The organism is Pseudomonas protegens CHA0, assembly GCF_000397205.1.
Lineage (GTDB): Bacteria > Pseudomonadota > Gammaproteobacteria > Pseudomonadales > Pseudomonadaceae > Aquipseudomonas > Aquipseudomonas protegens.
In genome coordinates this window covers 4182211-4194298 of the sequence record NC_021237.1, presented here as the reverse complement: position 1 = coordinate 4194298, position 12088 = coordinate 4182211, and the positions used below count along the sequence as shown (strand labels likewise).

Below are 12088 nucleotides of genomic sequence, written 5' to 3'. Positions count from 1 at the left end.
CTTACGGACCTCTTCGCCGGCAAGCCGGCTCCTACGGAGGAGGGGCGGTGGTCAGAACAGGTTGAACGGGAAATTCCCCACCAGGCGGAACTCGTCATAGCTGCCGTCGATCTGCCCGCCGCTGGCGCGGTGGTTGTAGACGATGGTGCGCAGCACCGCATCCTTGAGCCGTCCGGACTGCACCACATAGGCCAGCATCAGGCCATTCTCGTTGTGCTTGGCGCCGTCCAGGCCGCGTACGTTGTAGCCGCGGTTGCGGCCATTGCGGTCACCGTCGTACTGGGTGCCATCGATGCCCCAGCCCTTGGCGTGCCACAGGCTGGCGCTCAGCCCGGGCACGCCGTAGGCGGCAAGATCCAGGTCGTAGCGCAACTGCCAGGACTTTTCATTGGGGCCGTTGTAGTCCGAGTACAGGGAGTTGGCCATGTAGTTGCCGGTGGACTCCCACACATAGTCGAAGTACTCGTCGCCGAACACCTGCTGCCAGGCCAGGGTCAGGCTGTGGGCCTGATGGCTGCCGGTCAGCGCCAGACTGAAGGCGTCGTTATCGATGTAGCCCAGGCGCTGCTGGCCCTGGTCCCGGGTGTGGTAGTAGTTGAACGTGGTCTTCAGCGCCAGCCGGCTTTTGTCCCCGGCGCGGTGGGTCAGGCCCAGGTAGTACTGGTCCCACATGTTCTCGAAGCGTGAAGCATAAAGGCTGCCTTCCAGGCCCAGGCCGGACTTGACCGTCGCGCCCAGGTAGCTGATGCGCTCGCCGCTGTAGGCGCGGTTGCCGAAGGTGGTGGTCAGGCGTTCGCTCCCGGTACCGGTGCGCGGGATGGCCCGGTCGAAGCTGCCGGCCTGCAGCGACAGCCAGTCGGTTTCGTTGCTGTAAACGCCCACGCCCTGGAAGCTGGAGGGCAGGGCGCGGTTGTCCTTGTAGCGCAGCACCGGGTTGTCGGTCATCAGGCGCCCGGCCTTGAGTTCGGTGTTGGACAGGCGCAGGCGGACATCGCCGATGCCCAGGCGACTCCAGGTGGGCAGGGCGTCGCCGTCACTGTCCACCAGCACTCGGTCGCCGCCGTTGGCCACCCGGCCGTGGCCGCGCTCGAGGTTCACTGCGCTGAACAGGCCGGCGTCCACCCCAATGCCGATCAGCCCTTGGGTATAGCCGGAGCTGTACTTGAGCATGCCGGTCTGTACCCAGGTTTCCCGCACCCGGGTGCGCTGGTTGCCGTCGGGTTTCTTGATCGTCAGGTAGGTGTCGCGTTGGGTGTGCTGGTTGGAGTAGTAATGGCGCAGGTTGAGGTCCAGGCTGCTGCCTTCGATAAAGCCCGGGGCCTGGGCCTGCTGGCTTGGGCGCGGGTTGTCCTGGGCCAGCAGGGGGCTGCTGGCGCTCATGGCCAGGAGGCAAAGTACGAGCTGTTTCATGTCGCTTCCCCACAAATCAAAGGCGTCGAACCTCCGCCCGACCGCGGTCATGCGCGGCCGGCAGGGTAGAGGAAGGCGCGGTGCCGGAAAAGGGTTTTGGGCAGTGCGGCGAATGCTCAGCGGGCGCGGGCTTCTGCGAGCCGTTGGCCGGGGTTGCTGCGCCCGGGTGCTTGCGGGCGGGTTTCCTTGGCGAACCAGGCGGCGGTCAGGCACACCAGGTTGGCCACCAGCAGGTAGCCCACCGGTGACATTGGGTTGCCGGTGGTGCCGATCAGCCAGGTGATGATGATCTGCGCCGTACCGCCGAAAGCCGCCACGCCAAAGGCGTAGACGATGGAGAAACCGGTGGAGCGCACCGCCTTGGGAAAGCTCTCCACCAGCAGCACGATCAGCGCCGCGCCACTCATGCCGTGCAGCCCGGAGAGCACCGCCAGGGTCAGCAGGAAGGTCGTCGGGCTGGGGTGCTCGGTCATCAGTTGCAACGCCGGGAACAGCACCAGCAACAGCACCACCCGCGGCGCCATGAGGATGGTGCGGCGGCCGAAACGGTCGCAGAGCATGCCGCCGGCAATCGCGCACACCGCCATGGCCGCGCCGGCCACCAGGGTCGAGAGCATGGAGATGCTGGTGGGCAGTTTCAGTTCGGTGAGGGCGAAGGTGGTCATGTAGTTGATGAAGTACTGGGTGATGGTGCTGCCCGACAGAATCAGCAGCCCCAGCACCAGCGCCCGGCGATGCTCGCCGAACACCTGGCGCACCAGGCTGCCGGTGCTGGCTTCTTCGCCCTGGCCATGGAAGGTTTCCGCCAGGTTGCGGCGGATGTAGATGCCGATTGGCAGTACCAAGAGGCCGAACACGAAGGGCACGCGCCAGCCCCAGCTGTTGAGGTCCTCGGGGGACAGCACCTGGGTCAGGGTGTAGCCCACGGTGCCGGCGGCCATGGCGGCCACGCCCTGGGCCACCACCTGCCAGCAGGCGTAGGTGCCGCGCTTGTGGGCTGGCGCGGCTTCGAGGATGTAGGTGGTGGCGGGGCCGGCCTCGCCACCCCAGGCCAGGCCCTGGATCAGCCGAGTGAGCACCAGCAGGATCGGTGCGGCGATGCCGATGCTTTCATAGCTGGGCAGGATGGCGATGCTGCCGGTGCCCACGGCCATCATCACCAGGGTCAGGAGCATCGCCGGCTTGCGCCCGACGCGGTCGGCGTAGGCGCCGATCAGCACCGCCCCCAGGGGCCGCACGATAAAACCCACTCCGAAGGCGGTGACCGACAACATCAGGCTGACAAAGGCGCTGTCGGAGGGAAAGAAGGTGTGGCCGATCATCACCGCAAAGGTGGCGTAGACCCCGAAATCGAAGAACTCCACGGCATTGCCGAGGATCACCGCGAATACGCTGCGCTTGCCTCCCGCCGCGTTGGGCGTTTCGGGCTCGGGTGTGGCGGATGGATTGGACGCTTGGCTGTGCATACTGGCCCCTCGAATTTTTATTCATAGGTTGCCCAGGCCCCGGGCGGCAAGGCCCGGGGCTGGGGTGAAGGTGGCAGTTTCGGTGTGTCAGTGGGACGGCGGGTTCGGCCAGTTGTGGATCGCTCCACGCCAGCTCTCATAGGTCTTGGCCACTTGCAGCAGCCATTGATCGGCAAAGCGCGGGGCGATCATCTGCAGGCCGATGGGCATGCCATCGGCGGCGAAACCGCAGTTGATCGACAGCGCCGGTTGTTCGCCCATGTTCCAGGGCAGGGTGAAGACGATGTGCTCGAACGGCTGCTGCGGGTCGTTGCTCGGTGACGGCCACTGGGCGGGAAAATGGTTGACCTGGTTGGTGGGCGACAACACCAGGTCGAACTCGCTGAATACCTGGGCGGCACGCCGACGCATCTCGAAGGTCTGGTTGAAGCCCTGCACCGCCTCGACCCCGGACAGGTCGGCCCCCGGCGCCGCCCAGTCGCGAATGTAGGGCAGCACCTTGGCAAACTGCTCGGCGCCCAGGGCCGAGAGTTCCGCCCATTGTCGGGCACGCCAGAAGCGGTCGAGGCCGTCTAGCTGAGCGCGGTCCATGATCGGTGCCAGGGTGCGGACCTGGGCGCCGTGGCTCTCGAACAACCGCGCGGCCTGTTCCACCGCCGCGCAGACAAAACCTTCCGGCTGCAGCCCCGCGCCGGGTTCCAGCATCAGGCCGATCTTCAAACCGTTGACCGACACCGGCGCATCGCTCCAGTCGCCGGTCAAGGGCGGCAGGCTGGTGGCGTCCCGGGCATCGGGTCTGGCCAGGTGGCGCATCAGCAGCACGGTATCCTCGACGCTGCGGGTCATGGGCCCGGCGCAGCGTCCGGTGTAATACGGGTCGATGGGAATCCGCCCCAGGGTCGGCTTGAACCCCACCAGCCCGCACCAGGCGGCCGGCAGGCGCACCGAGCCGCCGATGTCGGTGCCGATATGCAGCGGCCCGTAACCGGCGGCTGCTGCGGCCGCGGCACCGGAACTGGAGCCGCCGGTATTGCAGGCGGTGTTCCAGGGGTTGCGGGTAATGCCGTGGAAGCTCGACAGCCCCGAGGACAACATGCCGAAATCCGGCACCGTGGTCTTGGCCAGGATGATCGCCCCGGCTTCACGCATCCGCGCGGCGGGTGGAGCATCCTGCAACGCCGGCTTCAGCGTGGTGGCCGCGCTGCCCAGGGGAATTGGCGTGCCCTGGGTGGCGATCAGTTCCTTGATCGTCACTGGAATCCCGTCCAGCGGGCCGTTGGGGGCGCCCTTGTTCCAGCGCTCGGTGGCGGCCCGGGCCTGCAGGCGCACCTGCTCCGGATCGAAGGCGTAGAGCGCACGGATATGCGGCTCCCAGCGCCCGATATGGGCCAGCAGATGCTCGTAGTAGTCCAGTGGCGAGAGGGTGCGGCTGGCGAATTGCGCCAGCAGCTGGGTGGTGGAGAGATCGTGCAAATCAGTCATCGAACGCATCCTTGTGTCGGGCGTCAGTCGGGTTGCTGATGGCCCGACTGTATCGCTTCCACCCTAGCCCAACCATCACAAAGGACGCAGCCTGGTGTTGCGTTTTTGTGAGCACTGCAGCGGCGTGTCCCTCGGCCTGATTGAATACAGCCCCACCCAATCGCGACGTTCTGTAGGAGCGGGCTTGCCCGCGAAGGCGGCCTCAGGGTTTGCCCAAGGCTCGCGAGCCTCTTCGCCGGCAAGCCGGCTCCTGCGGGATTTTGCACGATGCCGGAACCAGGTGTAGGAGCGAGCTTGCCCGCGAAGGCGGCCTCAGGGTTTGCACAAGACTCGCGGGCCTCTTCGCCGGCAAGCCGGCTCCTACGGGATTTCGCCCGGGTCAGTGTCGCAGGACGGGGGCTTGGGGGTGGGGGCTGGGGAACGCTTGCTCATAGGCCCGGCACAAGCGCAGCACTTGCTCGTCGGCAAAGCGTGGGCCGACTACGTGCAGGCCCACGGGCAGGCCGTCGTCGGCAAAGCCGCAGGGCAGTGAAGCCGCCGGTTGCTGGGTCAGGTTGAAGGGGTAGCTGAAGGGCGTCCACTCCATCCACTCCCCCAGGCCCGAGTCCGGTGGGACGTTATGTCCGGCGGCGAAGGCGGTCAGGGGCAGCATCGGCGAGAGCAGCAGGTGGTAGCGCTCATGGAAGGCGGCCATGTGGGCCACCAGGGCGGCGCGCGCCTCCAGGGCGGCGCTGTAGTCGCTGAGGCTGATGCCTTCGCCCTGTTCGGCGATGCGCAGCAGGCCCGGGTCCAGCAAGGCACGCTGGGCGGGGCTGAGGGCTGCGGTCAGGCGCGCCGCCCCGGAGAACCACAGGGTATTGAACATCTCCAGGGGATCACTGAAACCGGGATCGACCTGCTCGATCTGTGCCCCCAGTTGCGCCAGGCGCTCCACCGCCCGAGCCACCACTCGCGCCACTTGCGGGTCGACCTTGACGTAGCCGAAGTCCGGGCTGTAGGCGATGCGCAGGCCCTTGAGGCTGGCATTTTCCGGTAACCAGGGCGTGCTGCGCGGTGCGCCGAGCAGGCCGTCACGGGCATCCGGACGGGCCACGGTCTGCAGCATCAGCACGGCGTCATCGACGCTGCGGGTCATCGGCCCCAGGTGCGAGAGAATGTTCATCGCGCTGGCCGGCCACTGCGGCACGTAGCCGAAGGTCGGCTTGATGCCGAAGGTGCCGGTGAAGGCGCAGGGAATGCGGATCGATCCGCCGGCATCGCTGCCCTGGTGCAACACGCCGAGGTTCAGCGAGGCAGCCGCCGCTGCGCCGCCGGAGGAACCGCCGGCCGTCAGGCGAGTGTCCCAGGGGTTGCGAGTGATGCCGTACAAAGGGTTGTCGGTCACGCCTTTCCAGCCGAATTCCGGGGTGGTGGTCTTGCCCAGCAGCACCGCGCCGGCCGCGCGCATGAAGCCGGAGAAGGGCGCGTCGACTTCCCAGGGGCCGGCGGCCAAGGTAGTTTTCGAGCCCTTGCGGGTGGGCATGCCACGGGTCAGGGTCAGGTCCTTGATCGACGCCGGCAAGCCGTCCAGGGCGCCGCAGGGCTGGCCCTTGAGCCAGCGCTGTTCGGAGGCTCGTGCCGCGTCCAGGGCCCCTTGGTGGTCGATATGGCAATAGGCGTTGACCAGCGGATTGAAGCGCTCGATACGCGCCAGGGCATCCTCGGTGACCTCCACCGGTGACAGGCGCTTGTCACGGTAATGACGCAGCAGTTCGACGCCGCTCAGGGCGGCGATGTCAGTGGCTTGCTTCATAGCGATTGAACTCCTTGAGCGGCATTGACCATGGCCCGCAGCAGGACCGCGCAGCCGTCGGCCAGGTCCTGGGGCGCGGCGTTTTCAATTTCGTTGTGGCTGATGCCGCCCTCGCAGGGCACGAAGATCATCCCTGCCGGGCCCAGCTCGGCGATGAAGATCGCGTCATGCCCGGCGCCGCTGACGATGTCCATGTGGCTCAGCCCCAGGTGCTCGGCGCCCTGGCGCACGGCGGCCACGCAGGCGGGGTCGAAGTCCAGCGGCGGGAAATCGGCGGTGGCGGTCAGCTCGAAGCTCAGGCCGTGCTGGCGGCAGCTGTCTTCGATCACCTGGCGCACTTCATCGACCATGGCTTGCAACCGATCGGCGTGCAGGTGGCGCAGGTCGAGGGTCATCTGCACCTGCCCGGGGATCACGTTGCGCGAGCCCGGGTGCAGACTCAGGCAGCCCACGGTGCCGCAGGCATGGGGCTGATGGGCATGGGCGATGCGATTGACCGCGCTGACCACTTGCGCCGCGCCCACCAGGGCGTCCTTGCGCAGGTGCATCGGCGTCGGCCCGGCGTGGGCCTCGACCCCGCTCAGGGTCAGGTCGAACCACTTCTGGCCCAGGCAACCCATGACCACGCCAATGGTGGTCTGGCGGTCTTCCAGCACCGGCCCTTGCTCGATATGCGCTTCGAAATAGGCGCCCACCGGATGGCCGAGTACTGTACGCGGACCGGCATAGCCGATGCGCTGCAGCTCGGCGCCCACCGACAGGCCCTGTTCATCCTGCTTGGCCAGGGTCTCGGCGAGGTCGAACTTGCCGGCGAACACCCCCGAACCCATCATGCACGGCGGGAAGCGCGAGCCTTCCTCGTTGGTCCAGACCACCACTTCGATCGGCGCCTGGGTTTCCAGGCCCAGGTCGTTCAGGGTGCGGATCACCTCCAGCCCGGCCATCACCCCGTAGCAACCGTCGAACTTGCCGCCGGTGGGCTGGGTGTCGATATGGCTGCCGGTCATCACCGGGGCGCGGTTCGGGTCACGCCCGGCGCGGCGGGCGAAGATATTGCCGATGCCGTCCACGCTGACGCTGCAGCCGGCCTCTTCGCACCAGCGCACGAACAGGTCCCGGGCCTGGCGGTCGAGGTCGGTGAGGGCCAGGCGGCATACGCCGCCCTTGGCGGTGGCGCCCAGTCGGGCCAGGTCCATCAAGGACTGCCAGAGGCGCTCGCGGTTGATCAGCGGGGCATTGCTTTGCAAGGACTGCAGTGGGTCCAGTCGACTGTTCATGGCATTTCTCCCGTCAGGCGCTCAGGGCCAGGTAGCGGTTCTTGATGGTCGGGTCGGCGCGAAACTCGGCGGCGCTGCCCTGGTAGACCACGCGGCCCTGTTCGAGCACGTAGTGACGGTCGGCGAGCTTGTCGCAGACCATCAGGTTCTGTTCCACCAGCAGCACCGGAAGGCCGCCTTCCTTGAGGGTGCGCAGGATCTTCACCAGCTCGTCGACGATCACTGGCGCCAGGCCCTCGGTGGGTTCGTCGAGGATCAGCAGCTTGGGGTCATTGAGCAGGGCACGGGCGATGGCCAGCATCTGCTGTTCGCCGCCGGACAGGGCGTGGCCGGCGTTCTTGCGGCGTTCCTTGAGCCGCGGAAACATTCGGTAGATGTCGTCCAGTTGCCAGCGGCTGGTCTTGCGCTGGGCGATGCGCAGGTTTTCCTCGACGCTGAGCAGGCGAAAGATGCCCCGGTGTTCCGGCACCAGGGCCAGGCCCTGGCGGGCGATCTCGAAGATTTTCTGGCCCACCAGTTGCTGGCCGTTGAAGTGGATCTGGCCCTGGCGCGGGCAGATGATCCCCAGGATGCTGCGCAAGGTGGTGGTCTTGCCCGCGCCGTTGCGCCCCAGCAGGGTCACCAGTTCACCGGCCTCCACCTTGAGCGAGACGCCTTCGAGCACGTGGCTCTTGTCGTAGTAGGAATGGATGTTCTCGACGGTCAGCATCAGGCGGCTTCTCCCAGGTAGGCGACACGCACACGCTCATCGGCGCGCACCACTTCCGGCGTGCCCTCGACCAGGATCTGGCCGTGGCTCATCACGGTGATGCGCTGGCTGATGGACATGACGATGCTCATGTTGTGTTCGATCAGCAGCACCGTATGGTCGCGGCCCAGGTCGCTGATCAGTTGGGTCATGATCGGAATATCGTCGATGCCCATGCCCGAGGTGGGCTCGTCGAGCATCAGCAATTGCGGTTTCGAACAGATCGACATGCCCACTTCCAGCACCCGTTGCTGGCCGTGGGACAGCTCGCCGGCCAGGGTCTGGGCCCGGGCCGTGAGTTGCAGGCGTTCCAGCACCTGGTCGGCCACCTCCAGGTGCTCGCGACGGCTGTCCACGTGGCGCCAGAAGTTCAGCGCCCCCAGGCCGTCGCGGCCCTGGGCGGCCAGGCGCAGGTTCTCCCGCACGCTGAGGTTCTGGAACAGGCTGGTGAGCTGGAAGGAGCGCGCCATGCCCAGGCCGACCCGGCCGTGGGCGGGTTTCTTGATGATGTTCTTGCCGTTGAAACGGATGGCCCCGGCGGTGGCCTGGCGTTCGCCGGTCAGGCAGTGGAACAGGCTGGTCTTGCCGGCGCCGTTGGGGCCGATGATGGTGTGGATGGTGCCGGCCTCGACCTTGAGGTTGACCCCGTTGACCGCGTGGAAGGCACCGTAGGCCAGCTCCAGGTTCTGGGTTTCCAGCAGGTACTGCGCAGGCTTGCTCATGAGCGTTTCTCCTCGGCCAGCAAGGCCGTCTTGCGTGAGCCTTTGAGGCGTTCCGCCAGGCTCGACAAGCCGCCCCACAAACCGCCACGCATGAACACCACCACCAGGATCAGGATCACCCCCAGCAGAATCAGCCAGCGTGGCCACAGCTCGGAGAGGAACTCGCCCAGCAGCACGATGGCGCCGGCGCCGAGCAGGGAACCGAACAGCGAGCCGGTGCCGCCGACGATGGTCATGATCAGGATGTTTTCCGACATCGCCAGGTCGATGTTCGACAGCGGCACGAAGTGCAGGAGCATGGCGTACAGCGCTCCGGCAATCCCGGTGACCGCGCCGGAGAGCATGAACACCAGGATCTTGAAATGCCGGGTGTCGTAGCCGATGGCGGCGGCGCGGGTTTCGTTCTCGCGGATGGCCATCAGGGTGCTGCCGAACGGCGAGGCGATCACCCGCCGGGCACCGATGAAGATCAGCAGGAACAGCACCGCGACAAAGCCGTAGAAATAGCGCGCGTCGGCCAGGGACAGCAGCACCGTGTCACCGATGCGGATCTCCGGGCGCGGCACGCTGAGCAGGCCGTTGTCGCCGCCGGTCCAGTCGCTGAGGGTGTAGGCGATGAAGTAGGCCATCTGGCTGAAGGCCAGGGTCAGCATGACGAAGTAGATGCCGGTGCGGCGGATCGCCAGGGCGCCCACCAGCAGTGCCAGCAAGGCTCCCACCAGCGCCGCGCCGAGCAGGGCACTGAACAGCCCCAGCTGCAGATGGATCATCAACAGGGCGGCGCAGTAGGCACCGGCGCCGAAGAAGATGCCCTGGCCGAACGACAGCAGCCCGGTGTAGCCCAGCAGCAGGTTACAGGCCAGTGCGGCAAGGGCGAAGATCAGGATCTCGCTGGCCAGGGTCGCCGACGGCAGCACCAGAGGCAGACCGATCAGCACCGCGATCACCAGCCACAGCAGGCTGCGCGATTGGGTCTTGGCAAAGGGTAGGGGGTTTTTCTCGCTCATGATCATGCTCTCCCGAACAGGCCGTAAGGACGCACCAGAATGACTGCCGCCATGGCGCCGTAGATCATCAGGCTGGCGCCCTGGGGCCAGAGGCTGGTCATCAGGCTTTGCACCACCCCCACCAGCAGGCCGCCCACCAGGGCGCCGCCGAACGAGCCCATGCCGCCGATCACCACCACCACGAAGGCCACCCCGAGAATCTCCGGGCCGACAAAGGGCTGGGCGCCGCGCAAGGGCGCGAACAGCACCCCGGCGATCCCGGCCAGGGCCACGCCGAGGGCGAAGGTCATGGAAAACAGGCGAAAGATATTGGTGCCCAGCAGCGACACGGTCTCGGTGCTTTCACTGCCGGCCCGCACCAGGGCACCGAAGCGCGTGCGCTCCAGCAGCAGCCACAGGCCCAGCCCCACCAGGGCCGAGAACAGGATCAGGAACAGGCGGTAGTAGGGGTAGACGAAGTCGCCGATCACCAGCACCCCGCGCAGCAGTTCCGGCACCGCCACGGCCTTGCCCACCGGGCCCCAGATCATCACGCTGGCTTCCTGGATGATCAGCGCGATGCCCAGGGTCACCAGGATCTGGAACATGTGCGGCAAGTGGTAGATGCGCTGGATCAACAGGCGCTCGATGATCCAGGCCAGGGCCGCCACCACCAGGGGCGCGAGCACCAGGGCCAGCCAGAAGTTGCCGGTCAGGCTGACGGCGGTGTAGCAGATGTAGGCGCCGAGCACGAAGAACGCGCCATGGGCGAAGTTGACGAAGTTCAGCAGGCCGAAAATGATCGTCAGGCCCACCGCGATCAGGAAGTAGATCATCCCCAGCCCGAGGCCGTTGAGGATCTGGAACAGGTACAAATTAAGCATGCAGGAACCCTCGGCAGGGAGCCCTTGGACGGAGCCCGCTGCCTGTAGCCAGCGATAGAAGTGTCGAGCGTCAGGCCAGGGCGCAGCCGGTGGCGCTGACATCCGGGAACGAGCGACCGGCGCTGAGCACCTCGGCCAGGTCGTCCTTGTCGCGCATCGTGGCGGCGGCCTTGCCCACCAGCAGGTAGTAATCCTTGATCACCTGATGGTCGCCGGCGCGGATGCTCTCCTCGCCGGTGGGGCCCTGGTAGGTCAGGCCCTGCATGGCCTTGGCCACGGTAGCGCCGTCAAAGCTGCCGGTGGCGGCAATGGTGTCGAGGATGATCTTGCTGCCGATGTAGTCGGCGGCCAGCGGGTAGGTGGGGTTGATGCCGTATTTGGCCTGGGTCAGCTTCACCAGTTCGCGATTGAGCGGGGTGTCCACCTGATGCCAGTACTGCGCGCCGAGGTAGACGCCTTCCAAGACGTCGCTGCCCAGCTCCTGGAACTGGTCGAGCCCGGCGGACCATACCAGCAGCACCTTCATGCGTTCCTTGATGCCGAAGTTCACCGCCTGGCGCAGGGCGTTGGATGACTGGCTGCCGAAGTTCAACAGCACCAGCACATCAGGGCGGGCGGCGATGGCGTTGGTCAGGTAGCCGGAGAATTCCTGCTCCTGCAAGGAGTGGTAGCTGTTGCCGATGTGCTCGATGCCATGTTCGGCACACACCTGCTTCGCCCCTTCCAGCAAGGCTTCGCCGAACACGTATTGCGGGGTGATGGTGTACCAGCGCTTGGCCTCGGGCAGCAACTTGATCAGCGGCACCATGGTTTCGCGGATGGCGCCGTAGGTTGGCACCGACCAGCGAAAGGTCGAGGCATTGCAGTCCTTGCCAGTGACCTCATCGGCGCCCACCGGGGTCATGAACACCCCGCCGACCTTGCCCACCTCCTTGGCCACCGCCAGCGCCGAAGACGACAGGGTGCAGCCCTGGAAGAACCGCGCGCCGTCCTGGGCAATCGCCTCCTGCACCCGGCGCACCGCCTTGCCGGCGTTGCCCTCGGTGTCGATCACCTTGTAGTGCAGCGGTCGCCCCAGCAGGGTCGGGTACTGCTCCACCGCCAGGCGCGAGCCCATGTCGGCGAACTTGCCATAGCTGGCAAAGGCGCCGGACATCGACTTCAAACCGTAGAAGGTAAAGGGTTCGGCGGCAAAGGCGTTGCGCACCCCCAGCCCGAGGCTGAGGGCACCGCTAACGGCCAGACCGGCTTTCAACAACGTACGACGCTGCATGGGGTAACTCCCTGGTTTAGTTATTGGCAGGAGTGGCAATGGCGAATC

Annotated in this window: 10 protein-coding genes; all 10 read right to left on the bottom strand. The window is 66.4% G+C overall.

The window, feature by feature from the left end; all coding sequences use genetic code 11:
* Nucleotides 1–51 precede the first annotated feature (51 nt).
* The 10 genes from PFLCHA0_RS18570 to PFLCHA0_RS18525 all read right to left on the bottom strand — a co-directional run bounded on the left by PFLCHA0_RS18570 (nucleotide 52) and on the right by PFLCHA0_RS18525 (nucleotide 12040).
* Nucleotides 52–1410: an OprD family outer membrane porin gene (locus PFLCHA0_RS18570; protein ID WP_015636102.1), complete on the bottom strand. Its 1359-nt coding sequence runs from the start codon at nucleotides 1408–1410 to the stop codon at nucleotides 52–54.
* A 116-nt stretch (nucleotides 1411–1526) separates the two neighbouring features.
* Nucleotides 1527–2876: a citrate-proton symporter gene (locus PFLCHA0_RS18565; RefSeq protein ID WP_015636101.1), complete on the bottom strand. Its 1350-nt coding sequence runs from the start codon at nucleotides 2874–2876 to the stop codon at nucleotides 1527–1529.
* An 87-nt stretch (nucleotides 2877–2963) separates the two neighbouring features.
* Nucleotides 2964–4358, bottom strand: a complete 1395-nt coding sequence (locus PFLCHA0_RS18560) for an amidase (RefSeq protein ID WP_015636100.1) — start codon at nucleotides 4356–4358, stop codon at nucleotides 2964–2966.
* 379 nt (nucleotides 4359–4737) lie between these two features.
* Nucleotides 4738–6150, bottom strand: coding sequence for an amidase (locus tag PFLCHA0_RS18555; RefSeq protein WP_015636099.1), 1413 nt, complete (start codon nucleotides 6148–6150; stop codon nucleotides 4738–4740).
* The gene (locus PFLCHA0_RS18550) at nucleotides 6147–7427 is read right to left on the bottom strand and encodes a Zn-dependent hydrolase (RefSeq protein WP_015636098.1); all 1281 of its coding nucleotides are present in this window, start codon (nucleotides 7425–7427) and stop codon (nucleotides 6147–6149) included. Before PFLCHA0_RS18550 ends, PFLCHA0_RS18555 begins: the two co-directional genes overlap by 4 nt.
* Nucleotides 7428–7440: 13 nt before the next feature.
* Nucleotides 7441–8136 carry an ABC transporter ATP-binding protein gene (locus tag PFLCHA0_RS18545; protein WP_015636097.1) on the bottom strand — a complete coding sequence of 232 codons (696 nt, stop codon included), beginning with the start codon at nucleotides 8134–8136 and terminating at the stop codon, nucleotides 7441–7443.
* Complete coding sequence (locus tag PFLCHA0_RS18540; RefSeq protein ID WP_015636096.1) at nucleotides 8136–8897, bottom strand: ABC transporter ATP-binding protein; 762 nt, start codon at nucleotides 8895–8897, stop codon at nucleotides 8136–8138. Before PFLCHA0_RS18540 ends, PFLCHA0_RS18545 begins: the two co-directional genes overlap by 1 nt.
* Nucleotides 8894–9904, bottom strand: a complete 1011-nt coding sequence (locus tag PFLCHA0_RS18535; protein WP_015636095.1) for a branched-chain amino acid ABC transporter permease — start codon at nucleotides 9902–9904, stop codon at nucleotides 8894–8896. Before PFLCHA0_RS18535 ends, PFLCHA0_RS18540 begins: the two co-directional genes overlap by 4 nt.
* A gap of 2 nt (nucleotides 9905–9906) precedes the next feature.
* Nucleotides 9907–10767 carry a branched-chain amino acid ABC transporter permease gene (locus PFLCHA0_RS18530; protein ID WP_011061951.1) on the bottom strand — a complete coding sequence of 287 codons (861 nt, stop codon included), beginning with the start codon at nucleotides 10765–10767 and terminating at the stop codon, nucleotides 9907–9909.
* Nucleotides 10768–10837: 70 nt separating this feature from the next.
* Nucleotides 10838–12040, bottom strand: coding sequence for an ABC transporter substrate-binding protein (locus PFLCHA0_RS18525; RefSeq protein ID WP_015636094.1), 1203 nt, complete (start codon nucleotides 12038–12040; stop codon nucleotides 10838–10840).
* Nucleotides 12041–12088 lie beyond the last annotated feature (48 nt).

What these genes read in the sequence shown, in the direction of transcription:
- PFLCHA0_RS18570 (WP_015636102.1), bottom strand. Translation starts at nt 1,410, where the DNA reads ATGAAACAGCTCGTACTTTGCCTCCTGGCCATGAGCGCCAGCAGCCCC.
- PFLCHA0_RS18565 (WP_015636101.1), bottom strand. Translation starts at nt 2,876, where the DNA reads ATGCACAGCCAAGCGTCCAATCCATCCGCCACACCCGAGCCCGAAACG.
- PFLCHA0_RS18560 (WP_015636100.1), bottom strand. Translation starts at nt 4,358, where the DNA reads ATGACTGATTTGCACGATCTCTCCACCACCCAGCTGCTGGCGCAATTC.
- PFLCHA0_RS18555 (WP_015636099.1), bottom strand. Translation starts at nt 6,150, where the DNA reads ATGAAGCAAGCCACTGACATCGCCGCCCTGAGCGGCGTCGAACTGCTG.
- PFLCHA0_RS18550 (WP_015636098.1), bottom strand. Translation starts at nt 7,427, where the DNA reads ATGAACAGTCGACTGGACCCACTGCAGTCCTTGCAAAGCAATGCCCCG.
- PFLCHA0_RS18545 (WP_015636097.1), bottom strand. Translation starts at nt 8,136, where the DNA reads ATGCTGACCGTCGAGAACATCCATTCCTACTACGACAAGAGCCACGTG.
- PFLCHA0_RS18540 (WP_015636096.1), bottom strand. Translation starts at nt 8,897, where the DNA reads ATGAGCAAGCCTGCGCAGTACCTGCTGGAAACCCAGAACCTGGAGCTG.
- PFLCHA0_RS18535 (WP_015636095.1), bottom strand. Translation starts at nt 9,904, where the DNA reads ATGAGCGAGAAAAACCCCCTACCCTTTGCCAAGACCCAATCGCGCAGC.
- PFLCHA0_RS18530 (WP_011061951.1), bottom strand. Translation starts at nt 10,767, where the DNA reads ATGCTTAATTTGTACCTGTTCCAGATCCTCAACGGCCTCGGGCTGGGG.
- PFLCHA0_RS18525 (WP_015636094.1), bottom strand. Translation starts at nt 12,040, where the DNA reads ATGCAGCGTCGTACGTTGTTGAAAGCCGGTCTGGCCGTTAGCGGTGCC.